The sequence below is a fragment of the Streptomyces solitudinis genome (assembly GCF_036323765.1).
Classification (GTDB): domain Bacteria; phylum Actinomycetota; class Actinomycetes; order Streptomycetales; family Streptomycetaceae; genus Streptomyces.
The window spans coordinates 237,618-263,437 of record NZ_JAZDCW010000003.1 but is presented as its reverse complement, the minus strand read 5'-3'; the positions used below and the strand labels follow the sequence as shown (position 1 = coordinate 263,437).

At 73.6% G+C, this 25,820-nt stretch carries 28 protein-coding genes; 16 read left to right on the top strand and 12 right to left on the bottom strand.

Translation table 11 applies throughout. The features are described 5' to 3' along the window. Positions 1-79: 79 nt before the first annotated feature. Positions 80-1,057: a TIGR03557 family F420-dependent LLM class oxidoreductase gene (locus V1J52_RS08740; protein ID WP_330139076.1), complete on the top strand. Its 978-nt coding sequence runs from the start codon at positions 80-82 to the stop codon at positions 1,055-1,057. 116 nt (positions 1,058-1,173) lie between these two features. Here V1J52_RS08740 and V1J52_RS08735 read toward each other — a convergent pair whose 3' ends face one another. Beyond that, entirely contained in the window at positions 1,174-1,794 is a 621-nt protein-coding gene (locus V1J52_RS08735; RefSeq protein ID WP_330139075.1) for an L-threonylcarbamoyladenylate synthase, read from the bottom strand. A 263-nt stretch (positions 1,795-2,057) separates the two neighbouring features. Here V1J52_RS08735 and V1J52_RS08730 point away from each other — a divergent pair, with 263 nt between their 5' ends. Then, entirely contained in the window at positions 2,058-2,915 is an 858-nt protein-coding gene (locus V1J52_RS08730; RefSeq protein WP_330139074.1) for a DUF5995 family protein, read from the top strand. A gap of 69 nt (positions 2,916-2,984) precedes the next feature. On the opposite strand, the gene V1J52_RS08725 is transcribed toward V1J52_RS08730, so the two are convergent. From V1J52_RS08725 to V1J52_RS08705, 5 genes are all read right to left on the bottom strand, one after another. Further along, positions 2,985-4,205 (bottom strand): metal-dependent hydrolase family protein, encoded by a 1,221-nt coding sequence (locus V1J52_RS08725; protein WP_330139073.1) that lies wholly within the window; start codon positions 4,203-4,205, stop codon positions 2,985-2,987. Between the two features lie 66 nt (positions 4,206-4,271). Next, entirely contained in the window at positions 4,272-6,011 is a 1,740-nt protein-coding gene (locus tag V1J52_RS08720) for a flavin monoamine oxidase family protein (RefSeq protein ID WP_330139072.1), read from the bottom strand. A 117-nt stretch (positions 6,012-6,128) separates the two neighbouring features. Further along, entirely contained in the window at positions 6,129-7,622 is a 1,494-nt protein-coding gene (locus V1J52_RS08715) for a glutamate-cysteine ligase family protein (RefSeq protein WP_330139071.1), read from the bottom strand. Positions 7,623-7,824: 202 nt separating this feature from the next. Then, the gene (locus tag V1J52_RS08710; RefSeq protein ID WP_330139070.1) at positions 7,825-8,493 is read right to left on the bottom strand and encodes a hypothetical protein; all 669 of its coding nucleotides are present in this window, start codon (positions 8,491-8,493) and stop codon (positions 7,825-7,827) included. 573 nt (positions 8,494-9,066) lie between these two features. Then, positions 9,067-9,267, bottom strand: coding sequence for a hypothetical protein (locus tag V1J52_RS08705; protein WP_330139069.1), 201 nt, complete (start codon positions 9,265-9,267; stop codon positions 9,067-9,069). A gap of 514 nt (positions 9,268-9,781) precedes the next feature. Here V1J52_RS08705 and V1J52_RS08700 point away from each other — a divergent pair. Then, the gene (locus tag V1J52_RS08700) at positions 9,782-10,243 is read left to right on the top strand and encodes a GNAT family N-acetyltransferase (RefSeq protein ID WP_330139547.1); all 462 of its coding nucleotides are present in this window, start codon (positions 9,782-9,784) and stop codon (positions 10,241-10,243) included. Positions 10,244-10,611: 368 nt separating this feature from the next. On the opposite strand, the gene V1J52_RS08695 is transcribed toward V1J52_RS08700, so the two are convergent. Beyond that, complete coding sequence (locus V1J52_RS08695; RefSeq protein WP_330139068.1) at positions 10,612-11,118, bottom strand: DinB family protein; 507 nt, start codon at positions 11,116-11,118, stop codon at positions 10,612-10,614. A gap of 184 nt (positions 11,119-11,302) precedes the next feature. Further along, entirely contained in the window at positions 11,303-11,737 is a 435-nt protein-coding gene (locus V1J52_RS08690) for a VOC family protein (protein WP_330139067.1), read from the bottom strand. A gap of 368 nt (positions 11,738-12,105) precedes the next feature. Between V1J52_RS08690 and V1J52_RS08685 the strand changes: the two genes are divergently transcribed. The 12 genes from V1J52_RS08685 (at position 12,106) to V1J52_RS08630 (ending at position 20,505) form a co-directional block, all read left to right on the top strand. Then, the gene (locus V1J52_RS08685) at positions 12,106-12,642 is read left to right on the top strand and encodes a VanZ family protein (protein ID WP_330139066.1); all 537 of its coding nucleotides are present in this window, start codon (positions 12,106-12,108) and stop codon (positions 12,640-12,642) included. 77 nt (positions 12,643-12,719) lie between these two features. Next, on the top strand, positions 12,720-13,046 hold the full coding sequence (gene gvpO, locus V1J52_RS08680; RefSeq protein WP_330139065.1) for a gas vesicle protein GvpO: 327 nt from the start codon (positions 12,720-12,722) through the stop codon (positions 13,044-13,046). A gap of 78 nt (positions 13,047-13,124) precedes the next feature. After that, positions 13,125-13,574, top strand: a complete 450-nt coding sequence (locus V1J52_RS08675; protein WP_330139064.1) for a gas vesicle structural protein GvpA — start codon at positions 13,125-13,127, stop codon at positions 13,572-13,574. Next, complete coding sequence (locus V1J52_RS08670) at positions 13,571-14,305, top strand: GvpL/GvpF family gas vesicle protein (protein WP_330139063.1); 735 nt, start codon at positions 13,571-13,573, stop codon at positions 14,303-14,305. The genes V1J52_RS08675 and V1J52_RS08670 overlap by 4 nt, the downstream gene beginning before the upstream one ends. Then, on the top strand, positions 14,305-14,595 hold the full coding sequence (locus tag V1J52_RS08665) for a gas vesicle protein GvpG (RefSeq protein ID WP_330139062.1): 291 nt from the start codon (positions 14,305-14,307) through the stop codon (positions 14,593-14,595). Before V1J52_RS08670 ends, V1J52_RS08665 begins: the two co-directional genes overlap by 1 nt. Further along, positions 14,592-15,248, top strand: a complete 657-nt coding sequence (locus V1J52_RS08660) for a DNA primase (protein WP_330139061.1) — start codon at positions 14,592-14,594, stop codon at positions 15,246-15,248. The genes V1J52_RS08665 and V1J52_RS08660 overlap by 4 nt, the downstream gene beginning before the upstream one ends. Beyond that, complete coding sequence (locus V1J52_RS08655; RefSeq protein ID WP_330139060.1) at positions 15,241-16,413, top strand: SRPBCC family protein; 1,173 nt, start codon at positions 15,241-15,243, stop codon at positions 16,411-16,413. The genes V1J52_RS08660 and V1J52_RS08655 overlap by 8 nt, the downstream gene beginning before the upstream one ends. Further along, positions 16,410-16,721: a gas vesicle protein GvpJ gene (gvpJ, locus tag V1J52_RS08650; protein ID WP_330139059.1), complete on the top strand. Its 312-nt coding sequence runs from the start codon at positions 16,410-16,412 to the stop codon at positions 16,719-16,721. Before V1J52_RS08655 ends, gvpJ begins: the two co-directional genes overlap by 4 nt. Further along, a complete protein-coding gene (locus V1J52_RS08645; RefSeq protein ID WP_330139058.1) occupies positions 16,718-17,587 on the top strand; it encodes a GvpL/GvpF family gas vesicle protein in 870 nt (289 codons plus the stop codon). Before gvpJ ends, V1J52_RS08645 begins: the two co-directional genes overlap by 4 nt. After that, positions 17,580-17,780 carry a gas vesicle protein gene (locus V1J52_RS08640; RefSeq protein ID WP_330139057.1) on the top strand — a complete coding sequence of 67 codons (201 nt, stop codon included), beginning with the start codon at positions 17,580-17,582 and terminating at the stop codon, positions 17,778-17,780. The genes V1J52_RS08645 and V1J52_RS08640 overlap by 8 nt, the downstream gene beginning before the upstream one ends. A 14-nt stretch (positions 17,781-17,794) precedes the next feature. After that, positions 17,795-18,079, top strand: a complete 285-nt coding sequence (locus tag V1J52_RS08635) for a gas vesicle protein K (RefSeq protein ID WP_330139056.1) — start codon at positions 17,795-17,797, stop codon at positions 18,077-18,079. Positions 18,080-18,939: 860 nt separating this feature from the next. Further along, entirely contained in the window at positions 18,940-20,505 is a 1,566-nt protein-coding gene (locus V1J52_RS08630) for a pectate lyase family protein (RefSeq protein WP_330139055.1), read from the top strand. Between the two features lie 227 nt (positions 20,506-20,732). Here V1J52_RS08630 and V1J52_RS08625 read toward each other — a convergent pair whose 3' ends face one another. After that, the gene (locus V1J52_RS08625; RefSeq protein ID WP_330139054.1) at positions 20,733-21,398 is read right to left on the bottom strand and encodes a DUF4230 domain-containing protein; all 666 of its coding nucleotides are present in this window, start codon (positions 21,396-21,398) and stop codon (positions 20,733-20,735) included. A 135-nt stretch (positions 21,399-21,533) separates the two neighbouring features. Here V1J52_RS08625 and nagB point away from each other — a divergent pair, with 135 nt between their 5' ends. Beyond that, complete coding sequence (gene nagB, locus V1J52_RS08620) at positions 21,534-22,316, top strand: glucosamine-6-phosphate deaminase (protein WP_330139053.1); 783 nt, start codon at positions 21,534-21,536, stop codon at positions 22,314-22,316. A gap of 108 nt (positions 22,317-22,424) precedes the next feature. Here the strand turns inward: nagB and V1J52_RS08615 are convergent, their stop codons facing one another. From V1J52_RS08615 to mgtE, 3 genes are all read right to left on the bottom strand, one after another. Continuing rightward, a complete protein-coding gene (locus V1J52_RS08615; RefSeq protein ID WP_330139052.1) occupies positions 22,425-23,132 on the bottom strand; it encodes an RraA family protein in 708 nt (235 codons plus the stop codon). A 91-nt stretch (positions 23,133-23,223) separates the two neighbouring features. After that, a complete protein-coding gene (locus V1J52_RS08610; protein WP_330139051.1) occupies positions 23,224-24,090 on the bottom strand; it encodes a metallophosphoesterase family protein in 867 nt (288 codons plus the stop codon). 237 nt (positions 24,091-24,327) lie between these two features. Then, on the bottom strand, positions 24,328-25,701 hold the full coding sequence (mgtE, locus tag V1J52_RS08605; RefSeq protein WP_330139050.1) for a magnesium transporter: 1,374 nt from the start codon (positions 25,699-25,701) through the stop codon (positions 24,328-24,330). Positions 25,702-25,820: the final 119 nt, after the last annotated feature.

Below are 25,820 nucleotides of genomic sequence, written 5' to 3'. Positions count from 1 at the left end.
CCTGCCAGGGTCGTGCTGGCCACAGGCGGACGGCGGCCCGGACGGGACGGCGCCGGCCCACCCGAGAGGAGTTCGGTACGTGAAGATCGGCTACAAGCTGGCGTCCGAGGCGTTCGGTCCGGCGGAACTGATCCGGCAGGCGGTGCGCGCGGAGGAGGCCGGGTTCGACTTCGTGGAGATGAGCGACCACTTCCATCCCTGGCTCGACAACCAGGGCCACTCCTCGTTCACCTGGACGGTGCTCGGCGCCATCGCCGCCAGGACGGAGCGCGTGCAGCTCGTGACGGGCGTGACGTGCCCGACCGTGCGCTACCACCCGGCGATCATCGCGCAGGCGGCGGCGACGCTGGCGCTCGTGTCGGACGGCCGGTTCACGCTCGGCGTCGGCTCCGGCGAGCGGCTCAACGAGCACGTCGTGGGACGCGGCTTCCCCGACTCGGTGAGCACCCGGCACGCCATGCTCCGTGAGGCGCTGGAGATCATCCGGCTGCTGTGGCAGGGCGGCTACCGCTCCTACGAGGGCACGTACCTGCGGCTGGAGGACGCCCGCGTCTTCGACCTGCCCGAGCGCGCGCCCGTCATCGCGGTGGCCGCCAGCGGACCGGTCTCCACGCGCATCGCGGCGGAGCTGGGCGACGGGCTGTTCGCCACCGAGCAGAAGCCGGACGTGGTGCGCGGCTACCGGGAGGCCGGGGGCGACGGGCCCCGCTACGCCGAGGTGCCGATGGCCTGGGCGCCCGACGAGCGGAGCGCGGCGCGGGCGGCGCTGGAGACGAGCCGCTGGGCGGTGACGGGCTGGAAGGTGATGAGCGAGCTGCCCAACCCGGTGAACTTCGCGGCGGCCACCGGCACGGTGCGCGAGGAGGACATCCTGGAGAAGTTCGCGTGCGGCCCCGACCCCGACCGCTACGTCGCGGTGGCGCAGGAGTTCGTGGACGCCGGGTTCGACCACCTGGTGATGCAGAACGCGGGGCCCGACCCGGACGGGTTCACGGACTTCTACCGCGAGCACCTGGACGGCCGCATGCGCGCGCTGACCCCCGCCACCAGCCGCTGACCCCGCCCGGCGGCACGTCGTCGAGGCGGCGTGCCGCCGGGCGGGTGTCCGGCCCGGGAGGGGGCCGCCGGAACTCAGCCGGAGGGAGGGGGCGTCGTCACGTGCCTCGGGCGGGGTTACTCGAACCGGGTGGGGTCGCCCGCGCCCCGGCGTACGACCTCGGCTTCGCCTTCGGAGAAGTCGATGACCGTGGTCGGCTCGGTGCCGCAGTCGCCCGAGTCGACCACGGCGTCCACCACGTGGTCGAGGCGTTCCTTGATCTCCCAGCCCTGCGTCATCGGCTCCTCCTCGTCGGGCAGGAGCAGGGTGCTGGAGAGCAGCGGCTCGCCGAGCTCGGCGAGCAGGGCCTGCGCCACGGTGTGGTCGGGAATCCGGACTCCGACCGTCTTCTTCTTCGGGTGCAGGAGCTGGCGTGGCACCTCCCTCGTGGCGGGGAGGATGAAGGTGTAGCTGCCGGGCGTCGCCGCCTTGACCGCGCGGAACACGTCGTTGTCGATGTGCACGAGCTGGCCGAGCTGCGCGAAGTTCTGGCACACCAGAGTGAAGTGGTGACGGTCGTCGAGGTCGCGGATCGACCTGATCCGGGCGAGGCCGTCACGGTTGCCCAGCTGGCATCCCAGGGCGAAACAGGAGTCGGTCGGGTACGCGACGAGCGCGCCGGAGCGGATGCTGTCAGCCACGTTGGAGATGGTGCGCTGCTGGGGGTTTACGGGGTGCACGTCGAAGTACTTCGCCATGCGCCGACCCTACGTGAGCCTGCCGCCCGGGCCCGGGCGGCAGGACGGCTCCGCCAAGGACGCTCGTACGGGTGATGTACCCGCGGCCGGCCCTCTGCGATCGTGGACGGGCCGGGAGAAGCAGGTCCCGCAGATCCCCGCCCCGGGCGCGGTGGTGACCCCAAGTCCGCGATGAAGCCCTACCGCCGTGCGTCGCCGCGGGCCGCGTCAGTCCGTCCGCGCGTCGTCTCCCGCGGTGGGAGACCAGGTGAAGGAGACGGCCCGTGGTCCGTCAACCAGGCAGGACCCGTGCGTTCGTCACCGTCGCGATGGCGGCCGTGCTCACCCTGACCGGCGGTACGGCCGCCGCCGCCCCGCGGGCCGCCGAGGCGGGGCGCCTTTCCTGTCAGGGGCCGGTGCCCGGGTGCGTACAGGACGTACGCCGCGTCCTCGAGGACGTCCGTGACGAGCTGCGGTGTGACCACCGCGCCCCCTTCCCCGCGATCTCCGTACACCTCCAGCGGTCCCTGGAGAGGGCACTTGCCGGCGACGGGGCCTTCGAGGAGCCTTCCTGGCTCGCGGGCGACCTCAACACGGGTTTCCTCAACCTGTACCTGGACGCGTACGAGGCCGACCAGGCCGGGCGCCCCGTCCCCGAGGCGTGGCGTGCGGCGTTCCACGCGGCGCGCACCGCCGACGTCAACGCGGGCCAGGACGTGCTGCTCGGTGCGAACGCGCACATCCAGCGGGACATGCCCTACGTCATCGCCGGGTTGGGCCTCACTCGTCCCGACGGCACCTCGCGCAAGGCCGACTACGACCGTTTCCAGCAGGTCCTGGACCGCGCGTACGGTCCCGCCGTCAGGGACGTCGCCCGCCGGTACGATCCGCTCGTGGCCCTGGCGGACGACCGCTGGAACCCGATCGCGGGCCACACCGCCAGCCAGCTCTTCCGCATGTGGCGCGAGCAGGCGTGGGAACACGCCCGGCAGCTCACCGGCGCCCCGGACCGGGCGGCCCGCGACCGGGTCGCGCGCAGGATCGAGACGAACGCCGGGCAGTGGGCGCGTCTGCTGGGCGCTGTCCGGGTGCCGGGGTACCGCACCGTCCGCGACACCTACTGCCTCTCCCGGCCTCTCTGACGCCTCGCCGCACGCCCGCGCTCCTGCCGGAGTGCCGTGGCGCGGCGGCGGGTGGGGCGGGCAGCGGCCTCACGGCCGGGTGCGGACGAACGTCCCGCCCTTCATGACGCGCCGTACCCGCCCGGTGGCGGTGATGTCCTCGAAGGGGTCACCGTGCAGGGCGACGAGGTCGGCGGTGGCGCCGGGAGCGATGCGGCCCAGGTCGGGCCGGTCCAGGAGGTCGGCTGCGACGGTGGTCGCGGCGCGCAGGGCACGCAGCGGGGTGAACCCGTGGGAGACCAGGGTGGGGAACTCCCGCCAGTTGTCGGAGTGCGGGAACATGCCCGCGTCGGTGCCGAAGGCGACCTTCACGTCGGTGCGGGCGGGCCGCAGCATCCCTTCGCGCAGCCGCTCCTCGTAGGTGCGGAAGGCGGTGCGCACCAGGGTGTCGCCCTCCCAGAAGGCGTCGTCGTCGAGGCGGTCGAGGAAGTACACCTGCACGTACTGGGTCGGTACGAGGAAGGTTCCGGCGCGTTCCATGAGGTCGTAGGTGCGCGGGCCGGCGAGGCAGGCGTGCTCGACGCTGCGGACACCGGCCGCCACTCCCCGCGTGACGGCCTCGTCGTGGAAGGCGTGGGTGGCGCACGGCAGGTTGAGGTCGCGGGCGGTGCCCACCAGCATGGTCGTCTCGGCCTGGGAGTAGGAGGTGTCGGTGGGGTCGTCGAGGGTGGAGGAGAAGCCTCCGCCGCCGGTGAACTTGATCCAGTCCGCGTCGGCCCTGGCCTGTTCGCGTACGGCGCGGCGCACTTCTTCGATGCCGTCGGCCACGGTGCCGATCTGGGCGCCGTAGCGCAGCGTCAGGTCAGGCTGCTTGTCGCCGTGCCCGCCCCGGGGCGAGAGGATGTTGGGGGCCGCCTGGATGCGCGGGCCGTCCACGAGCCCGTCCTCGACCGCTCGCTTCAGGGAGACGTTGAGGGGCAGGTGGGCGCCGCCGAGGTCACGGACGGTGGTGAAGCCGCCCGCGAGCAGGTCGCGCAGCGCCGGGACGGCGGTGAGCGTCTGGTAGGCGGCGGGGGAGGTCTCGGCGCTGTTGTCGAGCAGGTGGACGTGGCAGTCGATGAGGCCCGGCAGGAGGGTGCAGCCGGGGAGTTCGACCACGTCGGCCGTGTCGGGGGGCGGCAGCGCGTGGCCGATCTCGGCCACGCGGCCGTCGCGTACCAGGACGTCCAGGCCGTCCACCGGGGTGCTGGTGATGGCGTCCCACACGCGGTCGGGGCGCAGGAGGATGTCACGTTGCGGTGTGCTGTCCATGGGGCTCCTTCGGGTCGGCTGCGGGCCGCGGTCCGGGCGGGGACGCGGGGCGGGGGTGGGCGGGGTTCAGGCGGGCGGCGTGATCGGGCTGTACTCGGGCCGGTCCCACACGTCTCCCGGGCCGGGGTTGCCGGGCTCCGGCTGTCCGCCGAGGAGCCGCAGGACGCCCCAGGCGGCGTTGATGCCGGAGGCCAGCGCGTGTTCGAGCCAGCCCGGGGACCAGGACGTGTCGTCGCCCGCCAGGAAGAGGGCGTTGGGCGGTTCGCCGGGCACGGCGCGCGTGCCGGTGAAGTCCTTCATGAAGTGGCTGAACAGGTCGCGCTGGTAGGGGAACTCGCCGGGGCACGCGAAGCGGCACAGCCCGCGGAAGTGGGGTTCGTTCTCCCAGGAGACGGTGACCGCCTGGGCCTGCTCGGCCTGCTGCCGCAGGGTGGTGGCGGCGTCGGGGTGGATGCGGGCGAGGTCGCGGACGAAGAGGGCGACGCGTTCCTCCAGGCTGGAGGCGGAGACCTTCATCGCGTCCTGGGACCAGGTGAAGCTGAGGTCCAGGACGGCGCGTCGGCCGCCTTCGCCGCGCGGTGGGCCGTAGTCGAGGGTGTAGGACGCCCGGGGCAGCCGGTCGGTGAGGGTGACGCCGTCCATGCTCGTCCCCTCCCAGAAGGGGGCGTCGAGCACCAGGGCGGTCTTGGCGGACTGCCAGTAGCTCAGCCGCCGGACGGCCCGCCACAGCCGGGGCCCCAGGGGGGAGGCGCCGGACGGGGTCGAGCGGAGTTCGACGCCGGTCTCCAGCAGGTGCAGCTGCGGGGTGAAGACGGCCGCCGCGAAACGCTCCCGGTGGCCGTCGGCGCTGTGGACGGTGACGCCCCGGGCGGCGTCGTCCTCGACCTCCAGTACGGTGACGGCCGGGCGCGGGGCGCCGCCGTTGATCTCCTCCAGGCTCGTCTCCCGCCCGTCGGGTCCGGTGGTGCGGTGGGCCCAGAACCCGTCGGCGAGCGCGCTGATGCCCTCGCGGGGGTAGCACTGGGTGCCTCCTTCGGACACCAGGAGGAGCCGCAGGATCTCGACCGCGCTGAGGCCGAAGAAGCAGTCCCAGGCGGCGGGGCCGATCCCGGCGGTCCCCAGCAGGCGGGCTTCGTCGTGGCCGAGGCCGACCCCGTCGGCGTCCCGCAGGAAGCGGTAGAAGGTCCACTGTTCGTACCGGTGCACGATGTCCTGCCAGCGGCGGCGCACCGCGGTAAGGTCCCGCCGGGCGATGTCGCGCTGGATCTGGTGCAGTCCGGTCCTGGTAAGGGCTTCCTGCCAGCGGAGGTGGGCGCGGCGGAACGTTTCGTCGAGCGGGTAGAGGTCGGTGATCTGCTCGACGGCGTGGCTCCTCCCGTCGACGTCCCAGACGGTCACCGGCGTGGTGCCCGCCGCGTAGTTCTCCCGGAACGGCTCCCAGTGCAGGCCGAAATCCTCCGCGTACTGGCGCAGCAGCCGGGCGGAGTCGGGGAAGCGCATGCAGCCCAGCTCGACGACGGCGCTGTCGGCCGCGTCCAGGCGGCGGCTGTACATGCGGCCGCCCAGTCGCCGCCCGCCGGGCCCGTCCGGGCTGGACTCCGCCTCGTACACGACGGGACGGCAGCCGGCCCGCATCAGTTCGTAGGCCGCCGCCAGTCCGCTGCCGCCCGCGCCGATGACCGCCACGGGGGCACCGCGGGCGTTCTCGGGCAGGCGCCCGGCGCGTCGGCCGCCGGCGAGGTGGGCGGCGTAGTCGAAGGGGAAGTCCGCCTGCAGGTCGGCTGCGGGCGGAGGCTGGATGTCCATGCTGTCCTTCACCGTGCTTTCGGATGGGGTGGTTGGGGGAACGGGTGGCCTTCGGGCCGGATGGCCTCCGGAGCGGTGGTTCTCGAGTCGGGTGGCTTGTGGAGCGGGTGCCCCTGGCTACCGGGGAAGCGGCCAGGTGTGGATTGGGGCGCCCTCGGCGGAGAGCTGCCGGTAGCGGGCGGTCAGCTCCCGCAGGGCGGCGCGCCGTTCGAAGCGCTGCTGGAGCCGGTCCAGCGCCCGCCGCTGCCAGACGGCGCCGGTGATCCCGGACGCGGCGCGGTCCGCCACCGTCTCCAGCAGGCGGGCCGCCTCGCCGCGTGCCACGCCCAGGGCTGACAGCCCCCGGAACGCCGCCGGGAGCAGGCCGGTGACCAGCCGCGGCGCGGGGTGCTCGGCGACCGGGCGGCCGCCCCCGCCGTCCGGCCACCACAGCCGCGCGTGCGGGCCGTACCGGGCGGCGCGGTAGAAGTTCTCCCGGGCGCGGGCGAAGGGCAGGGCGGCGGGCACGTCCACGTGCTCCGCCAGGTGGGCGGTGAGCCCCAGCAGCAGCGCCGCGTTGGCCGCCATGTCCACGACCGTCGGGCCGGAGGGCAGGGCCCGGAACTCGATGCGCAGGTGGCCGCCCGGGTCGTACACCGGACGGTTCCACCACCACACCGTGCTCAGGTGCAGCCGCAGTTCCTCCAGCCCGGGCAGGCGCCCTTCCGTCCGCTGGCCCGGGGCGCCGTCGGAGGGGAACGGGAGCAGGACGTCGTGGTCGCGTACCGCCGCGTCGAACAGCTCCAGCGCGCCGCCCTCCAGCCAGGCCGGTCCGAACCCGACGCGCGGCGGCCCTCCGGTGCGGGGCGGCCCTCCGGTGCGGGGCGGGGCGGGACGGTCACCGAACCCGTGCTCGTACATCGGGACGCGCGTCTCCTGCCACAGGCGGCGCCCCAGCAGGAGCGGGGAGTTGCCCGCCACGGCCAGGACCGGCCCGGTGGCGAGCTGGGCGGCGTTGTAGGTGCGGGCGAACTCGCCCGGTGGGACCACCAGGTGCACCTGCCAGGAGCAGACGGCTCCCTGCACGGCGATCGACTCGGCGTGCAGCCGCAGGTTCTCGTCGCCGGTGAGGTCGATCGCGTACGGCGTCGCGCGGCGCCCGGCCATCGCCCGTTCGAGCGCGTGGAAGCGGGGCTGCGGGGTCAGCGCCGCCGGGCCGAGGTCGGCGGGCGTCAGGGTGGGCAGCGTGCCGATCAGCAGTGGCGCCGCCCCGTGCCGCCCGGCCGGCACGGCGACCTTGCCGAGTACCTCGCCGATCTCCCCGGCCATGGCGCTGAACGGCTCTCCCGCCAGCGGCACGGGGGTGAGGTTGACCTCCAGGTTGAACCGGTCCACCTCCGGTGCCAGCCGCGCGTCACCGGCGTCCTCGCGGACCGGTTCGGCGGCGCACGCCGGCCCCATCCGCCGGTCGACGAGGAACAGTTCCAGCTCGGCCCCCACCGTGCGCTCGACCGTCCCGAATCCCGGGGCGCGCAGCACCTCCGCCAGGACGGGCAGGGACTGCCGCAGCCGCTCCCGGAACACGGCACGGTCGGACCGGGTGAACCTGTTGCGTTCGACTTCGCGGCCCACGGGATCTCCTGCCTGCACGTGCGGGTCCTCTGCGGTGTCCCGCGCCCGGCCGGGCGCGGGCGGGGTGACGTGGCGCGGTTCCGCCGCGCACGGCCCGGCTCCGGTGTGCGGTGCGGTTCCGGTGTGCGGTGCGGTTCCGGTGTGCGGTGCGCGGCTCCGGCGCGCGCGGCGCGGAACGCCGTCGTGCGGCTGCGCGCCGCGCTCACGTCTGTGAGCTGGCCGTTCCCGTCGCCACCGCGTGCCACCACTCCCGCAGCGCCGGTTCCATCCGCACCGCGCTGCGGGTGACCCACGCGTCCCGCTCACCCTGGGCCAAGCCGTAGTCGATGACCTCCAGGACGCCGTCGGCCACCTCCGGCGGATTGTCGCGGTAGGCGTCGGTGTAGCCGAGGGCCTCGGGAGGCACGCCGTCTACCTCGCGGAACACGTCGGCGATCTCCGCACAGGTCCGGCACCACAGGGCGAAGTCGGTCCGCGCCAGCAGCGCGGCCTCGGCGGGCCCCGCGTGCAGGGCGACCCAGGAGATGAACTCCGTGAACTGCCGCACGGGCACCGCGATGGGGGCACTCCGCATCTCGTCGGGCGACATGCCCAGCGCGGGCGCCAGCCCCGACACCATGCGGTGCCGTGCCTGCATCAGTTCGTGGGCGACGAAGGAGAAGAAGCCGCCGGGAACCTCGTGCGGAAACCGCGACAGCAGCAGACCGTACGCCGTGAACTCGGCCTCCTGCGACTGGAACTCCGCCAGCGCGAACCGCTTCAGGTGGTCTTTGGTGATCGCTCCTTCGCGCGCCAGGGCGAGGAACTCGTTCGACGCGACGTGGTCCGTGACGTTCAGACCGACGGCGTCGATGAACTCGGTGGAAGGCATGGGGAACCTCTCGGAACGGATGTGAAGGAAACAGCTGAGGCGGCGAACGGGAGCCGGGAATACCCCGGAAAAACGATCTCAGGAACGACGGAACGCGATCTTTCCCCTCGCTCGCCTGAACGGCGGGTGTCCGCTGGCGCCCGGTCCATGCCTCCCCGCGGAATCGATCAAACCGGCACCCGGAACGCCGTCCCGTACAACCTCACCGGATCTGTCAACCCGCCCCGGCGAAAACCCCGCTGAGCTGCGTGGACACGCACAGCAGAAAGCTCATGAATTTTCTGCCCGGATGGCCCGCCTGGCTGGAAAAGAGCGCCCTCACCGCATCACGCGTCCTTTCGCGCCCCATCATTGCCCCGCCATCCCACCTTGGCGGTCTGCACCCCGGACATCGCGCCGAATAATCCGCCGCCCCCAGAACCCGGCTCCCGACAGCCGCCGGGGCGGCTCCGGAGCACCACCCCGGTCCGGACGGGGCGGCAGCGCGGCAGCCACAGCCCCCGGCGCGGCCGTGACGCCAGCGCCGTGGCACGGCGGTGCGGCTCTCTACGCTTCAGCCAGCTTCAGATGACTTCAGACCGCTTCTGCCGCCCGGCGCAGCGCGTCTTTGTGTTCCCACGTCCACGGCGCGTCGCGCAGCTCGGCGGGCAGGCCGTCGAGACCGGTTCTCAGATGGCCGACCGCCTCGCTGTATCTCCCGAGCGCGAGAGCGCAGATCCCCATGGTCAGTCCGCTGAAGGCCGAAGTGAGCCAATAAGCTGCTTCCGGCGGCACCGGGCCATAGCACATTCCCGCGCTGCGGATTTCATCGAATATCCGGTGTCACGCAGTTCCCGGTGCGCGGCGTCAGCGAAACCGTCGCACACAGAGAACCTCTGAGGATTGACGGCAGTGCGTCCTGGTTAGTCGACCCAGGCCGGCTCCCGCGTGACCGTCGCAGTTTCTGATCATGGACGCATGACTGAATCGACTGGGTACAGCACCACGCCAGTCGTACTACTGGACGGGTCCGGCGCGTTGGAGCCGACGCCTGTGGACGGATGCGCCGGTTGTCGAGAGCCGGCCAACGTGCGGGACCGCGCGCGAACAGGTGGCGGCTGGACGACCGCGGCGGACACGAACGTCCTGATGCGGAAGCACCCCGACGGCACCCTAGAGCGTGAGTGGCTGGTTGTGACTCTGTGGCCTGTGTTTCTATGCCGGAGTGGACATCGAGAGCTCCGGGGTGCCTGACGAGAGGCCGACCTGCTGGGTCCGCCGGAGGGCTGATGGCGATGTTGAGGAGTGCGTGCGGGTGCTCGCAGAGGTCCATGCGCGCGATGGCTATCCGGTGAACTGGCCCGATCGACCCGGCGAGTGGCTGTCACGCGGTCCCCTGCTGGGCTCCTGGGTTGCCCAACTCGAAGGCAGCCTGGTTGGGCATGTCAGTCTGTCGCAAGGCCGCGAAGACGATCTGGCCCCGATGGTGTGGAGCAAGCGGAACGGGATGACGCGGGGTATGACCGCCGTAGTCAGCAGGCTGTTCGTTGCCCCGCAGGCGAGGGGGCATCGGATTGGTGCACTGCTGATCGGTCACGCAGTGGAGGAAGCGCGACGTCGTGGCCTGCACCCCATGCTCGACGTCGTCACGTCCGGTACCGCCGCGGCAGCCCTGTACGAGCGGCTGGGCTGGGAGCTGATGGCTACGGTCGAGCAGCAGTGGAGCCCGCGCCAGACAGTGGCCATCCGCTGTTACGCAGCGCCATCGTGACGTGGCCAGTCATAGCCACTCGTTGATGGCCGCGACGAGGAAGGTCGCCCTCGCGGCGGCCCGGGAGCTTGTCGCAGCGGTGGCCACTGCGCGGTGCCTCCTGAGGCGATTGATGCCGCGCTCGACTGCGTGCCGCGCCTTGGAGTCCTGCGATCCGGACTTCGGCGGCCGGCCGCCGCGGAAGCCGACCATCTTGCGGTTGCGGGCCTGGTCGGCCTTGTCCGGAATGGCGCAGCGGACACCGCGCCTCCGCAGGTAAGCGCGGTTCCTCCAGGAGGCGTACGCCGTGTCGGCGCGCACCCGAGCGGATCGGGGGCGCGGCCTGCCCGGCCCGAGGCTCGGGACGCGGACCTTGTTGGATACACGCCCTAGTCGCCGGTCGTGCCGTCGAGCATCTCGCGCAGGATGTCCAGGTGGCCGTTGTGGCGGGCCGTCTCCTCGATGAGGTGAAGGAGGATCCAGCGCAGGTCGACATGGAGACCGTCGCGGACGGCTCGCTGGGCCTGCTCGTCCAGGCCGTTGCCGGCGACCAGTTCGCGGTAGCGGGCGCCCTGTTCGGCGTATTCGTCGAGCAACTGCGTGAGCGGGAAGTCGACGGCGATACGCATCTCGCGGTCGGGGTCCTCCTCGGTCCAGGGGCCCCGGTCCTCCTCGCCGAGGAAGACCACCTGGAACCAGTAGTACTCGACCCAACGGAGGTGGTTGACCACTCCGCTCATGGTCATCAGCGGTGAGCCCGGCAGGAGCGCCTTGCGGGCGTTCTCCGCGGAGACGCCCTCGCACTTGGCGCGGGCGGTGTCACGTGCGTAGTCGAGGAACGTGGTGAGCTGGGTGCGCTCGTCCCACGCGGGCGGCGTGTCGTCGATTCTTGTCATCGCGCGAAGCGTCCCCGAGCACCGCGACCCGTGTCGAGGCATTTAGCGCCGGGCCCGGCCTGCTTCACCCAGCTCCATGTCCGGCAGGTCGCGACAGCGCTTCAGCGCCGGTGGGCAGCCCGGCATGATCCGCCGGACGCGCCCCGGGCCTGCCCACGCCACGCGGCCAGCGGCGGGGCGGGGTTCAGGCGGAGACGCACAGTTCGTTGCCCTCCGGGTCGGTGAGTGTCGTCCAGGTGCGGGGGCCCTGGCGGCCGTGGTGGACGACGGTGGCGCCGCGTCCGGTGAGCCGCCGGACGACGGCTCCGGGGTCGTCCCCGCCGGTGCGGACGTCCAGGTGCAGGCGGTTCTTGTCCGACTTCGGCCCCGGTACGAGCTGGAACAGCACGCGCGGGGCGGCGTCCGTGCCCTGCGGGTGGCGGATGGCGGCGCCCGCCTTCCACACGAGCGTGCCGCGGTGGGTGGTGGTGTCGTCCTCGCTCGCGTGGCCCTCGGCGATCATGCGGCGGATGAAGTCCTCGTCGCTGGGCTCCACCTGCCAGCCGAGGGCGTCGGCCCACCAGTCGGCGAGCGTGTGCGGGGCGGCGGAGTCAATCGTCACCTGGAAGACGTAGGCCATGGCGGCACGCTACCGGGTGGCGCCGACAGCCGGGCTCACCGTGCGGGCGCGGCGTCGGACGACCGCCGGGCGCGCATGCGGGGCGGCGCCGGGGGTAGCCGCACAGGCGCGTCGCGGGCGGGATGCGGAACGCCGCGCGGGCATCGGGGTCGGTCGGCGGAAAGCCGGGGGTGGCGGGCGTGAGGCAGGGCGGACGGTTCACGGACGCGGGACGCGCGGCGGGCCCGGCCCGCGGCGGCGGACGGTGGCGGCGGGGACGGACGGCGGCGGCGGAGCCGCCCGGTGAGTCCCGGCGGCGCTCGCGTCCCGGCCCGGCGCACCCGGACCCGGCGCGTCCGGACCCGGCGCGCTCCGGGGCGCGCCGGGAGATGCCGACCCCGTTACGCGTTCTGCTGCTCCTGCTGGCGGCGGCCGCCGCCGTCGGGTTCGCCGTGGCGCTGGCCCGGCTGACGCTCGCGCCGTCCTACGCGTCCGAGGCTCTGACCAGCTCGAACTTCCAGCCGGGGGCGTCGATCGAGGCGTACCTCGGCCAGCCGGGTGTCCGTGACGCGGTGCGGCAGCTCGGCGGCAACATCGCGCTGGGCGTGCCGTTCGGCCTGCTGCTGCCGGTGCTCTGGCGGCGCACGCGCGGGCTGGTGCGCGTCTGTCTGGCCGCGGCGGCGGTGATGGCCGCGGTGGAGCTGGTCCAGGGCTTCCTGGTGCCGGGGCGGGCCTTCGACGTGGACGACGTCATCCTCAACACCAGCGGTGCGCTGCTCGGTTACCTGCTGCTCGGCCGGCGTCTGGGGCGTGCGGTGCATCCGCGCCGCCGTCGGCGGTGGTGGCGGCGCGGTGCGGACGGCACCGGCGGGGTGAGTGGTGCGGCGGGGCCGCGCGGGGAGGCCGCCCGCCCGCCCGCCGCGTGACGGGGCGGGCCCGCGGGGACGGGACGCCGGTTTGCCGCTGAGCGGCGGTGGTATGCGGACCTGACAAGGAGCGGCCCATGCCAGAGAGAAGACACGAAGACGCAGCTTCCGGATCACGAGAAGGCAACGAAACGCCTCCCCGGCGTCCCGCCCCCGCGGTGGACGTGCTCCGCAGGGCCGGAGCCGAACTCGCCGAGCTGACCGGTCTCCGCCCCGAGGCGGTGACCCGCGTGGAGCGCACCGACAGCGGCTGGTGCGTGGAGGCGGAAGTGCTCGAACTGTCCAGGGTCCCGGACACGATGAGCCTGATGGCGCTGTACGAGGTCACCACCGACGACCAGGGAGCGCTGACCGGCTACCGCAGGACCCGCCGTTACGAACGCGGACGGGCGGACCCTCGCTAGCCGTGCCGGAGCGGCCGGGGCCACCGGGCCCCGGCCCCCGGTGAGGGAGCGCGTCCCACGAGGAAGGAGCACCCCGACATGACCGTAGTCCCCGCACAGCAGAACCGGACGTCCCAGGGCGGCGGCAGCAGCGGCCTCTACGACGTCCTCGAACTCATCCTGGACCGCGGGCTGGTGATCGACGCGTTCGTGCGCGTCTCGCTGGTCGGCATCGAGATCCTGAAGATCGACGTACGGGTCGTCGTGGCCAGCGTCGACACCTACCTGCGCTTCGCCGAGGCGTGCAACCGGCTGGACCTGGAGGCCGGTCCGCGCAAGGACCCGGGCCTGCCCGACCTCGTCGGGGAGATCACCGAGTCCGGCGCCAAGGGCAAGTCCAAGGGTGCGCTCTCCGGCGCGGCCGAGACGCTGTCCGACGCGTTCAAGCAGGGCGCGCAGGGCGAGTCGGGCTCCGGCAGCCGTGAGGCCGAACCGGCCGAGCGCAAGCCGCGCCGCGCCCCGGCCCGGCGCAAGGAGGAGACGGAGTGAGCACGTACGTCTACGGCATCGCCCCCGCCGGCCACCCCGGTCCGCCGGAGGCGCTGGGCGGGGTGGGTGATCCGCCGCGGCCGGTGCGGACGGTGGAGGGCGGCGGCCTCCGGGCCGTCGTCAGCGAGTGCCCGGAGGGCCTGCGCGCCAAACGGCGCGACCTCAACGCCCACCAGCAGGTCCTCGCCGAGGTCGGCGCGCTCGGCACCGTCCTGCCGCTGCGGTTCGGCAGCGTCGCGGACGACGACGAGGCGGTCCGCGGCGTCCTGGAGCGGCACGCCGAGCACTACGCGCGGCAGCTCGACGAGGTCGCCGGGCGCGTCGAGTTCAACGTGAAGGCCGTGCACGACGAGGAGTCCGTGCTGCGGCAGGTCCTCACCGAGGACCCGGAGCTGCGTGCGCTCGCCCAGGCGGGCCGCAGTTCCGGTGGCGCCACCTACCAGGACAAGCTCCAGCTCGGCGAGCGGGTGGCCGAGGCGGTGCGGGCCCGTGAGGTGGCGGACGGCCGGGCGGTGACGGAGGCGCTGGCCGCGCACGCCGACCGGCACAGCCCGGGTCCGGAGTCGGCGGGGTGGCTGGCCAACGTCTCGTTCCTGGTGGGACGGGAGGGGGCCGCCGCGTTCGCCGAGGCCGCCGACGCCTTCGGGCAGGCCCATCCGCAGCTGAAGGTTCAGGTCACCGGGCCGCTGCCGCCGTACAGCTTCGTCGAGCCCGCACCCTCGGGCGTCTGATGGGGCTCATCGGCGAGGCGCTGCTGCTCCCCTTCGCCCCGGTGCGCGGCGCCGGATGGGTGCTGCGACAGGTCGTGGCGGAGGCGGAGCGGCAGTACTACGACCCGGCGGCCATCCAGAGCGAGCTGCGCGCGCTGGCCGAGCAGCTCGACGAGGGGCTGATCGACGAGGACGAGTTCGACGCGCGCGAGGACGCGCTCCTGGACCGGCTGGAAGAAGCACAGGAACGCCGCGCGACGGCACCGGGCGAGGGATTCCCCGGCCCGGCAGCGAAGGGAAACAAGATATGACGAATCGGCTGGCGCTGTCGCTCGCCGTCACCGCCGGGTACGTGCTCGGGCGGACGAAGAAGGCCAAGTGGGTCATCGGGATCGGCGGCATGGTCCTGGGCAAGCGGCTGAACCTGAGCCCGCAGCAACTGCTGGCGACGCTGACGAAGCAGTTGCAGGACAACCCGCAGTTCGCGCAGTTGCGCGAACAGGTGAACGGCGACCTCAAGGGGGTGGGCAAGGCGGCGACGAGCGCCCTGGTCACCCGGCAGGTGAACAGCCTGGCCGACAGCCTGCACGACCGGACGCTGGGCGTGCAGGACCGGATCGGCGTGCCCGCTGGTGGCGGCGCGCAGGACGACACCGAACCGGACCGTGACGCGGCTGCGGACGCCGAGGCGGAGTCCGGCACGGCGCCCGGCGCGGAGGACGCCCCCCGGGACGAGGCCGCCGACGGTGAACGTCCGCGGGACGAGGGCGACGGCGAGGACGGGCCCGCCCGGAAGACCCGCCGGCCGGCGGCGGGTTCCGAGCGCCCGGCCCGGCGGAAGGCCGCCGCGAAGAAGCCCGCGTCCGCCGCGAAGAGCGCGGAGAAGGCGCCCGCCAAGAGCCGCAAGGCGGCCTCGTCGGCCACCCGCGCGGCCCGCTCCACCGGAGGTGACCGCCGTGGCTGAGTCCGGCAAGCTGCTCGACAACCCGGCCGCCGACCGTCTCAGGGAGGAGGCCGCCGCCTACGCCTCCGCACAGGCGCAGCGGCTGCTCACCTCGGCCGGGCACCGCCTCGGTTCGATGACCGCCAGGCTCAACGACGTCGCCGAGGGCCGCAGCGGTCTGTCCTCGCTGGCGTTCCAGGGCGGCCGGAAGATGGCCGAGGGCAAGGGCCCGGTGCGCGCCGCCGTCGAGACGGGCGCCGCCGGGCTGAAGGACAAGGTGAAGGACGCCGTGAAGGGCATCGGCGGCGGCAGCCGCAAGGGCGGTGGCGGGCAGGGGAAGTTCCTGACCGTCATCGAGGACATCGACGTCGGCGTCCCCGTGCGCGAGGCGTACGGGCAGTGGACGCAGTTCCAGGAGTTCGGCACCTTCACCAAGGGGGTGCAGGGCGTCGAGGTGGCCGACGACACCACGACGAACTGGCGGGCCAGGATCTTCTGGTCGAACCGCAGCTGGACGGCGACGACCACCGAGCAGGTGCCCGACCAGCGGATCGCCTGGACCTCGGAGGGCGCGAAGGGCACCACGAAGGGCGTGGTGACCTTCCACCCGCTGGAGGAGAACCTCACCCGGGTGCTGCTGGTCATCGAGTACTACCCGAAGGGCCTGTTCGAGAAGACGGGCGCCATCTGGCGGGCCCAGTCCCGGCGGGCGCGGCTGGACCTCAAGCACTTCCGCCGGTTCGTCATGATGCGCGGCGAGGCGACGGGCGAGTGGCGCGGTGAGATCCGCGACGGCGAGGTGGTGCTCGGACACGACGACGCCGTCGCCGAGGAGGAGGAGCGCGCGGAGGGCGCGGAGCGCGCCGAGGACGGCCACCCGGAGGAACCGGCGGAGGACGAGCCGTACGAGGAGGCCGAGGACGAGCCGGACGCCGAGGAGCCGGACGACGGCACCTACGAGGAGGAGCCGGAGGAGGCCGTCGGGGAGCTGGACGAGGAGCCGGAGGACGAGCCGGAGGACGAGGAGGAGACGGACCCGGCGGACGCCGGGTACGAGGACGCCGAGGCGCGGGACGCCGAAGACGCCGACGCCGAGGACGCCGCCGAAGACGCCGACGCCGAGGACGCCGGGTACGAGGACGTCGAGGAAGACGCCGACGCCGACGAGGAGGTCCGCGCGCGATGACGATGGTGCCCGAGCCCTACGGGGGTTCCGGTGGCGGCGCCAACCTGGCGGACATCCTGGAACGGGTGCTGGACAAGGGCGTCGTCATAGCCGGGGACATCCGCATCAACCTCCTGGACATCGAACTGCTCACGATCAAGCTGCGGCTGATCGTGGCCTCCGTGGACAAGGCCAGGGAGATGGGCATCGACTGGTGGGAACACGACCCGTCGCTGTCCTCCGGCGCCCGGCGCCGGGAGCTGGCCGACGAGAACGAACGGCTGCGGGAGCGCATCGCGGCCCTGGAGCAGCGCGGAGAGCCGGCATGAGCGGTACCGAGGGCCAGGAGCCCGGGGAACTGGAGTACGTGTACGCGGTCGGGCGGCCCGGTCTCGTGCTGCCCGGGGGGCTGCACGGCGTCGCGGGGTCGCCCGTCCGCCTCGTGGCGGGGGACGGTGTCGTCGCGGTGGTCGGCACCGTCCCCGCGGCCGACTTCGACGAGGCGCCGCTGCGGGCCCGCCTGGAGGATCTGGCGTGGCTGGAGCGGACGGCCAGGGACCACCAGCACGTGGTCGCGGCGGTGGCCGGGGCCGGGGACGCGCTGCCGCTGCGGCTGGCGACGGTCTGCCGCGACGAGGACGGGGTGCGCCGGATGCTGACGGCCGGGCGGGAGCGGTTCGCCGCCGCCTTCGCCGTCGTGGAGGGCCGCGAGGAGTGGGGCGTGAAGGCCCACACCGAGCCCGCGCCCGCGCCGGCCGGGGCCGTGGACCCGCCCGCCGGTGGTGCGGGCGGCAATGGTGCGGGCGGCGGCGGGCGGCCGGTGAGCGGGCGCGACTACCTGCGCCGCCAGCGCGAACGCCGCCAGGTGCGGGAGGTGGCCTCCCGGGAGGCCGAGACGTGGGCGCGCGAGGCGCACCGGGCGCTGAGCGCCGCCGCCGAACGGTCGCGGCTGCACCGGCCGCAGGACGCCCGGCTGTCGGGGGCGTCGGGGCAGAACGTGCTCAACGGCGCCTACCTCGTCTCCCGGGAGGCGGCGGACGCCTTCGCCGCGCAGGTGCGGGAGCTGGCCGGACGGGCGCCGGGGCTGCGCGTGGAACTCACCGGCCCGTGGCCCGCCTACTCCTTCGCCGACGCCGCCGGACCCGCACCGGACGGAAGCCGGGAATCCGCGGAGGCGGGGGTGCCGGGTGAGTGACGACGCGCCGCTGGCCCAGCGCCAGATCGCGCTGGTGGACCTGCTGGACCGGCTGCTGGCGGGCGGAGTGGTCCTGGCGGGGGACCTCACCCTGCGGATCGCCGACGTCGATCTGGTGCGCATCGACCTGCGCGCCCTCATCAGCTCGGTCAACGAGAACGTGCCGTCCCCCTGGGAGAGCGGCGAGGAGTAAGGAGCCAGGGAGCCATGGAGCGCGCGAACGGCCGGATCGAACTCGACCGCGACACGGTGGAGCGGGACCTGATGCGTCTGGTCCTCACCCTGATCGAACTGCTGCGGCAGCTGATGGAACGCCAGGCGCTGCGCCGGTTCGACCAGGGCGACCTCTCGGAGGAGCAGGAGGAGCGCATCGGGCTGACCCTCATGCTGCTCGCCGAGAAGATGGACGAGCTGCGGGACCGCTACGGGCTGAGCCCGGAGGACCTGAACATCGACCTGGGCCCGCTCGGCCCGCTGCTGCCGCGCGACTGAGCGCCGCCCCGGCGGCCCGCCGGTGCCGGGCCGCGACCGTCTGACGCGCTGCGTGTCAGACGGTCGCGGCATGGACAGCGCTTGCGGAACATGCCTGACAGCAGGCCCTGATCGCGGCCCCGCGCAACGTTCTCGCGGGGCCGCGCCCGCGTGGGCCGCTCCGTCTTCGGGGCCGCCGGGCGGTGACGTCCGCAACCGGTGCAGAACGGGCCTGCGGGCGGCGCCGGGCCCCGCCCGGCCCGCCTGCCCACTCCGGACGAAGCATCAGTTTCCGGCCGCGGGACCGCCCCCGGGGAGGCGGCGCCACGGGAAAGCGGTGGAACTCACCGTTGCCGGGAACCTTGCCAGCCCTCCGGGGCCGTCCTATTCTCACGGCCAGAAAGCGCTTTCTGGAAAGACTCGGGGACGTCCCGGTGAACGCCACCACCGCGGCCCCGCCACAGGTTCCGCGCACGCACCCCCCACCAATCCGCGCGCGGAAGTCCAGCCAGGGCACCGGTGTGCGCACGACACAGGTGCACGCCGTGGTCCTGGCAATCCACAGACCCCGTCACGGTCCCAGCGGTGCCGGTTTCCGCCACAGGCGGCCGGTCACGCCGCCGGTTCCAGCGGTCGCCGCGCGAGCGGTGCGGCACCCGCCCGGAGGAACACCCGCTTCCGGGCGTCCGGCGGCCTGCCCGCCGCCGGACCGGCGGCCTCGGCGGCACGGCGGCACGGCGGCACGGCCCACCGTGCGCGGCGCGGCCCGGCACCCGAGGGCGACGCGAGATGCGGAAGGACGCGAGAACAGAGGACGGAAGACCGGACGACCGGGAGAACCAGCGGTCGAAGAAGGACGAAAGGTGAAAGGTGAGGCGAGAATGAGACGTTCACTCGCACTACGGCTCAACGCGGGGCTGGCCACCCTGGCCATCGCGGCGGGCACCGGCGTGTTCCTGTCGATGCCCCAGGCGTCGGCGGCGACCGGCGGGGCCACCGGCTACGCGACCCAGAACGGCGGGACCACCGGCGGCGCGGGCGGGCAGACGGTCCGCGCCACCACGGGCACCGCGATCCACCAGGCCCTGTGCACCCGGGCCAGCAGCAGCACCCCCATCACCATCCAGGTCGAGGGGACGATCAACCACGGCAACACCAGCAAGGTGTCGGGCGACAGCTGCAACACCGCCGCCGACAAGATCGAGCTGAAGCAGATCAGCAACGTGACGATCGTCGGGGTCGGCCGCGGGGCCGTCTTCGACCAGCTCGGCATCCACATCCGCGAGGCCCGCAACATCATCATCCAGAACGTGACCGTCCGGAACGTCAAGAAGTCGGGCTCGCCCACGTCCAACGGCGGCGACGCCATCGGCATGGAGAGCGACGTCCGCAACGTCTGGGTCGACCACGTCACCCTGGAGGCGTCCGGCGGTGAGTCGCAGGGCTACGACGGCCTCTTCGACATGAAGGCCAACACCCAGTACGTGACGCTGTCCTACAGCATCCTGCGCAACTCCGGGCGCGGCGGCCTCGTCGGGTCGAGCGAGAGCGACCGCTCGAACGGCTTCGTCACGTACCACCACAACCTGTACGAGAACATCGACTCCCGCGCCCCCCTGCTGCGCGGCGGGATCGGGCACATGTACAACAACCACTACACGGGCATCAACTCGTCCGGGATCAACTCCCGGGCAGGGGCCCGCGCCAGGGTGGACAACAACTACTTCGAGGACTCCAAGGACGTCCTGGGCACCTTCTACACCGACGAGGCCGGCTACTGGCAGGTCAGCGGCAACATCTACGACAACGTGCGCTGGTCCCAGCGCAGCGGCGACAACCAGCCCGCCGGGCCCGACCCGCGGTCCAACACCAGCATCAGCATCCCCTACGCCCACAGCCTCGACGACGCCCGCTGCGTGCCCGGCATCGTGGGCCAGACGGCGGGCGCCGGCAAGGGCCTGCGGGTGTCGGACGGCAACTGCTCGCCGCAGGACCCGGACCCGACCCCGACCCCCACGCCGACCGACCCGGACCCCGAGCCGGAGCCCGAGCCCACTGACCCCGATCCCACCGAGCCCGGCGGGAACAACCTGAGCATCGGCGCCGGTTCGGACGGCTCCAGCAAGGCCAGCGGAACCAGCTACGGCAACGTCCGCGACGGCGACATGAGCAGCTACTGGTCGCCGACCGGCTCGACCGGCGCCATCTCCATCAAGTGGGGCTCCGCCACCACCGTCTCCAAGATCAACATCCGGGAGGCGGCGGGCGCCACGGGCAACATCCGGTCCTACCGGGTCCTCGACGCCGACTCCGGCGCCGTCCTGGCCTCCGGCAGCGGGGCGGGGGTCATCACCTTCCCCGCGACCACACTCCGCAAGGTCACCTTCGAGATCACCGGCTCGTCCGGCACGCCGCGCGTCGCCGAGTACGAGACGTACGCCCGCTAGGGGCGCGGTCCGGCCGCAGGCCGGGCCCGCGCCCGCCCACGGAACCGGGACCAGTACCGGACCCGGGACCAGCACCGGACCGCCCGGTGATCCGACCCCACCTCGGACCACCGGCTGACGGGGGCCGCCTCGCACGGCGGCCCCCGTCTCCGCGTTTCCCCGTCTCCACGTTTCCCCGGCCGCACCTCCCCCTGCGCTGGCTCTTCCCGCGTGCCCGCGGGCCCGCGTCACCGGTCGTCGTAGCGGACGGTGACGCGCTCGAAGCCCAGCGAGGACAGCAGGCTGCGCAGCATGCTGGTGGTGTTGGCCTCGGCGCGGGCGGTCAGCTCGCTCTCCTGCGCCGCCTCCCCGATGTGGTCCACCGCGAGCCGCTGGACGGCGCGTTCGTCACCGGGGTTGCCGGAGAAGAGGTCCCCGAGCCGGTCGAGCAGGCCGCGCTCCTTGGCGACGGCGTAGGAGCGGTCGGCGTCGAGGGCGGGGTCGCCGAGCCGGGCGTGCGGCAGGACGAGCGTCGCCTCGGTGCGCTCCTCGTTCACAGTGACGCGCTCCTCCCCCAGCTCGCCGAGGTCCACGTAGGCGTCCACGGTGCCCACGCCGACGTACAGGGTGCGGGTGCCGCGGACGGCGTCGGGCAGGAACTTGGCGTCCTTCTCCAGGTCCACGACGACCTGGAAGGTGCCGGACGCGGCGTCGTAGCGGCTGATGTCCCGCAGGGACTCCAGCAGCGCCGGGCCCGTGCGGTCGTGGGTCTCCTCGCCGAACAGGTCCGGGACTCCGGGTACGAGTCCGGCGCGGAACAGCAGGCCGACCGCGGCGAGGACCGCGACGACGGCGGTGAGCGTGCGCAACCAGCGCGGCCTCCTGCGTTCACCGCGGGGTTCTTCGTGGGCCATCTGGGGTGCTCCTCCCCGGAGGCGGGCGCCTCCCGACGGTCCGTATGCCCGCCCCCGCGCGCCCCAAAGGCACTACAATGGTTTAGACCATATGGCCACAGCACCACAGGACCTCAACCGGAACGGCAGGCCCGAATGGAAGTCGTGATCGTCCCTGACGCCGCAGCGGGCGGCGAACTGGTCGCCACCGCGATGGCCGACCTGCTCGGCCGCAAGCCCGACGCCCTGCTGGGCGTCGCCACCGGCTCCACGCCGCTGCCCGTCTACCGGGCGCTGGCCGCCCGGGTGCGCGCCGGGGAGGCGGACGTCTCGCGGGCCCGGATATGCCAGCTCGACGAGTACGTCGGGCTGCCCGCCGGGCATCCGGAGTCCTACCGCTCCGTGGTGCTGCGGGAGGTCGTGGAACCGCTCGGCCTGTCCCCCGACTCCTTCATGGGCCCCGACGGCGGCGCCGAGGACGTCCCGGCCGCCTGCGCCGCCTACGACCGCGCGCTCGCCGAGGCCGGGGGCGTGGACCTCCAGCTCCTCGGCATCGGCACCGACGGGCACATCGGGTTCAACGAGCCCTGCTCCTCACTGGCCTCCCGGACGCGGATCAAGACGCTGACGGAGCAGACCCGCCAGGACAACGCCCGGTTCTTCGACGGCATCGACGACGTGCCGCACCACGTGATCACCCAGGGCATCGGCACCATCCTGGAGGCCCGGCACCTGGTGCTGCTGGCCACCGGGGAGGCGAAGGCCGAGGCCGTGGCCCTCGCCGTGGAGGGGCCGGTCGCCGCGGTGGTGCCCGCGTCGGCGCTCCAGCTCCACCCGCACGCCACGGTCGTCGTGGACGAGGCCGCGGCCTCCCGGCTCAAGCTCGCGGGCTACTTCCGCGCCACCTACGCCGCCAAGCCGTCCTGGCAGGGGCTGTAGGAGCGGTTGTGCCGGGCGCGGTCCCGGTTCCGCCCGCCGCCGCGCGCGGCGGGCGGAACCGGCCGCGCCGGGACGCGCACCGGGACCGGCACGCGTCCCGGCGCGTCCTCACTCCTCGATGGCGCCGCCCACGCCGCGCAGGTGCTCGCGGAAGGTCAGGGCCGGCTCCTCGCGGCGCCGCTCCAGGTAGGCGGCGAACCGCACCTGCTCGCGCAGGGACCTGCCCGAGCGGACCTCCTGGGCCTGCCGGCGCTCGGTGTCGCGGATGCCCTCCGCGAGGGTGAGGAGGTCGCCCGCACCGGCGGCGGGCACGAACAGCACGCCGTCCTCGTCGCCCAGCACCAGGTCCTGCGGACCGACCGTCCACTCCCCCACCGCCGCGGACCGCGTCGCGTCCGGCGCCTGCGCGTCCAGGCGGAGCGGGCCGGTGGGCAGGGCGCCCATGCTGAAGACGGGCAGCCCGATCTCCCGGATGTCGGCCGTGTCGCGGTGCAGGCCCCACACGACGACGCCCTCGATCCCGGCGGCCCGCGCCTCCAGCACGACGAGGTCGCCCACGCACGCCTCGTCCAGCCGCCCGCCGTTGTCGACGACCAGGACGTCGCCGGGCCGGGCCTCCTCGAACGCCTCCAGGAAGACGTCCACGCTGCCCGCGTGCCGGGCGGGGCGCACCCGTCCGGCGACGCGGCTGCCGGGTTCCACGGCGCGCACGGGCGCGGGCGCGCAGCGCACCTCCGTTCCGGCGCGGATGCAGGCGTCCGCCACGTGGGCGGTGGTCAGCGTGGCGAACCGCCGCCGCAGCTCCTGGTGTTCCATACGGTCTTCCCCTCCGCACTCACCGGCTCGGACGCGCACCAGTATGGCCGCCCGGCGGCGGGCGGCGGCTTGGGGCCGGGCCCGTGCGCGGTCACGGGCGCCGCGCGGGCCCGGGGCCGCCCGTCGCCGGGCCGGGGAGGATCTGGCGCGGGACGGTGCGCGGGTGCCCGGGGCGCTTCCACTCGCGCGGGTAGCCCACCGACACCTCCTCGAACCGCACCTCGTCGTACCAGGTGGTGCGCGGGATGTGCAGGTGCCCGTAGACGGCGACGCGGACGGGGTACCGCACGTGCCAGTCGGCGGTCAGGTCCGTGCCGCACCACTGGGCGAACTCCGGGTAGTGCAGGATGCGCGTCGGGTGCCGCACCAGCGGATAGTGGTTCACGAGCACCATCGGCAGGTCCGTCCCGCACGCGTCGAGCCGCCGCTCCGTGGCCGCCACCCGCGCCCGGCACCAGGCGTCCCGGCTCGGGTACGGGTCGGGGTGGAGGAGGAACTCGTCGCTGCACACGACGCCCGTGTCGTACGCCTGCCGCAGCGCCTCCGCCTTGGTGGGGGCCGTCTCCGTGCGGAAGCTGTAGTCGTAGAGGAGGAACAGCGGGGCGACGACGACCGGTCCGCCGGCGCCCGTCCACACCGGGTAGGGGTCCTCGGGCGTGAGGACCCCGGCCGCGCGGGCCAGCCCGACGAGGTGCTGGTAGCGCTCGTCGCCGCGCAACTGCACCGGGTCCTCGCGCGGCGTCCACAGCTCGTGGTTGCCCGGCGTCCAGATCACCTTGGCGTAGCGGCTGCTGAGCAGGTCCAGTGCCCAGCCCACGTCGGCGGCCATCTCCCCGATGTCGCCCGCGACGATGAGCCAGTCGTCCTCGGACTCCGGGTGGAGGGCCTCGACGATCTTCCGGTTCTCCGCGAAGGCGACGTGCAGATCGCTGACGGCCCAGAGCTTTCCATCCGGCATGATCCGAACCTAGGCGGTCGGAGCCGTCCGCAACACCCCCAACCTCGGCCAACCCGCCCGGCTGGGCGGGCGCCGCCCCGCGCGGGCCCCGGTCCGGCGTCCCACCGGCGGGGCGGGGCCCGCCAAGCTCCCCGGCGCGTCGGCCGGACGTGCGGCCCCTGGCCGGATCTGCACGGTGCGGCGCGGGCGGCGGCACGTGGCTCCGCCCGTGCGGCACCCCGCACCCGGAACGCGGCGTCACACGCCCAGGACGGCCTTCGCGGTGAGGAAGTAGATGACCAGCCCCGTGGCGTCCACCAGCGTGGTGACCATGGGCGCGGACACCACCGCCGGGTCGATGCGCAGCCGCTTGGCGAGCAGCGGCATGGTGCCGCCGATGGTCGCCGCCCAGGCGCAGATGACCACCAGCGTGATGCCGACGACGACGGCGATCTTCGCGCCGACGAACGCCGCCGCCACGCCCACGCCGAGCACGGCCAGCAGTCCGCCCAGCACCACGCCGACCCGGCACTCGCGCCATATGACCTTCAGCAGGTCCGATCCGCGCACCTCGCCGACCGCCAGGGCGCGCACGCAGGACGTGGCCGCCTGGGCGCCCGCGTTGCCCCCGGCGCCGATCAGCATGGGGATGAACATGGCCAGCGCCGCGACCTCCTCCAGGGTGCCCTCGAACGCCCGGGTCACGCTGACCGTGAGCGTCGCGGCGACCAGCAGCAGCGACAGCCACAGGGCACGGTAGCGGGCCAACTGCCAGACCCCGGCGGCCATGTAGTGCCCGGACCAGGGCGCGGAGCCGGACTGCCGGGCCATGTCCTCGGTGTCGGCGGCCTCGATGACCTCGTCGGCGTCGTCGAAGGTCAGCAGGCCGACGAGCCGGTCCTCGCTGTCGACGACGGGCAGGTTCAGGTCGTTGGTCTCGCGCATGAGCCGGGCCGCCTGCTCGGCGGAGTCGGCGGCGCGGGCGAACGTCGCCTCGGTGACGACCAGCGCGGAGACCATCGTCTCCGGCGGGCTGAGCACCAGCTCGCGCAGTTCCACGATGCCGGTCAGCCGCCGGCCGTGGTCCACCACGGGCAGCGTGTAGACGGTCTCGGCGTGCGCGCCCTTCTCCCGTACGGTGCGCAGTGCCTGCTCCACCGTGATGTCCTGCGGCAGCGCCACCACCTCGGGCGTCATGTACCGGCCGACCGAGCCCTCGGGGTAGCCCAGCAGGGCGGCCGTCATCTGCCGCTCGTGCGCGCTGAGCCCGGCCAGTACCCGGCCCGCGACCTTGGCGGGCGCCTCGCGCAGCATCCGGGCCCGGTCGTCGGGGTCCATGGCCTCGACCAGCTCGGCGAAGGTGTGGTCGCGCAGCCCCTCCAGGATGGCCTGCTGGTCGACCGGCTCCAGCTCCTCGAACACGGCCAGCGCCCGGTCCTTGTCCAGCAGCCGGAACGCGATCCCGGCCGTGACGTTGTCCATGCGCGCCAGCTCGTCGGCGATGACGTGCGGCGGGTGCGTCTCCAGCCACTCCAGCGCCGCGTGCAGGTGCTGCTTCTCGACTATCTCCTGGAGCGACTCGGGCAGCTCGGGGTGCAGCTCGTCGGCGACGGGGCTCGGGGTCTGCGGCATGGGGACGTCCTCAGCGCGGCGGCGTGAACGGGGGTCGGGCACCGGGGAGTACCGCGGGCACCCCCACTGTCCCACCCCTGGCCGGGCGGACGGACGGCGCCGCGCGGGCGCCGCCGGGG

Coding starts and splice junctions, on each gene's coding strand:
- V1J52_RS08735 (WP_330139075.1), bottom strand. CDS start 1,794: ATGGCGAAGTACTTCGACGTGCACCCCGTAAACCCCCAGCAGCGCACC.
- V1J52_RS08725 (WP_330139073.1), bottom strand. CDS start 4,205: ATGGACAGCACACCGCAACGTGACATCCTCCTGCGCCCCGACCGCGTG.
- V1J52_RS08720 (WP_330139072.1), bottom strand. CDS start 6,011: ATGGACATCCAGCCTCCGCCCGCAGCCGACCTGCAGGCGGACTTCCCC.
- V1J52_RS08710 (WP_330139070.1), bottom strand. CDS start 8,493: ATGCCTTCCACCGAGTTCATCGACGCCGTCGGTCTGAACGTCACGGAC.
- V1J52_RS08695 (WP_330139068.1), bottom strand. CDS start 11,118: ATGACAAGAATCGACGACACGCCGCCCGCGTGGGACGAGCGCACCCAG.
- V1J52_RS08690 (WP_330139067.1), bottom strand. CDS start 11,737: ATGGCCTACGTCTTCCAGGTGACGATTGACTCCGCCGCCCCGCACACG.
- V1J52_RS08685 (WP_330139066.1), top strand. CDS start 12,106: ATGCCGACCCCGTTACGCGTTCTGCTGCTCCTGCTGGCGGCGGCCGCC.
- gvpO (WP_330139065.1), top strand. CDS start 12,720: ATGCCAGAGAGAAGACACGAAGACGCAGCTTCCGGATCACGAGAAGGC.
- V1J52_RS08675 (WP_330139064.1), top strand. CDS start 13,125: ATGACCGTAGTCCCCGCACAGCAGAACCGGACGTCCCAGGGCGGCGGC.
- V1J52_RS08665 (WP_330139062.1), top strand. CDS start 14,305: ATGGGGCTCATCGGCGAGGCGCTGCTGCTCCCCTTCGCCCCGGTGCGC.
- V1J52_RS08660 (WP_330139061.1), top strand. CDS start 14,592: ATGACGAATCGGCTGGCGCTGTCGCTCGCCGTCACCGCCGGGTACGTG.
- gvpJ (WP_330139059.1), top strand. CDS start 16,410: ATGACGATGGTGCCCGAGCCCTACGGGGGTTCCGGTGGCGGCGCCAAC.
- V1J52_RS08645 (WP_330139058.1), top strand. CDS start 16,718: ATGAGCGGTACCGAGGGCCAGGAGCCCGGGGAACTGGAGTACGTGTAC.
- V1J52_RS08635 (WP_330139056.1), top strand. CDS start 17,795: ATGGAGCGCGCGAACGGCCGGATCGAACTCGACCGCGACACGGTGGAG.
- V1J52_RS08630 (WP_330139055.1), top strand. CDS start 18,940: ATGAGACGTTCACTCGCACTACGGCTCAACGCGGGGCTGGCCACCCTG.
- V1J52_RS08625 (WP_330139054.1), bottom strand. CDS start 21,398: ATGGCCCACGAAGAACCCCGCGGTGAACGCAGGAGGCCGCGCTGGTTG.
- nagB (WP_330139053.1), top strand. CDS start 21,534: ATGGAAGTCGTGATCGTCCCTGACGCCGCAGCGGGCGGCGAACTGGTC.
- V1J52_RS08615 (WP_330139052.1), bottom strand. CDS start 23,132: ATGGAACACCAGGAGCTGCGGCGGCGGTTCGCCACGCTGACCACCGCC.
- V1J52_RS08610 (WP_330139051.1), bottom strand. CDS start 24,090: ATGCCGGATGGAAAGCTCTGGGCCGTCAGCGATCTGCACGTCGCCTTC.
- mgtE (WP_330139050.1), bottom strand. CDS start 25,701: ATGCCGCAGACCCCGAGCCCCGTCGCCGACGAGCTGCACCCCGAGCTG.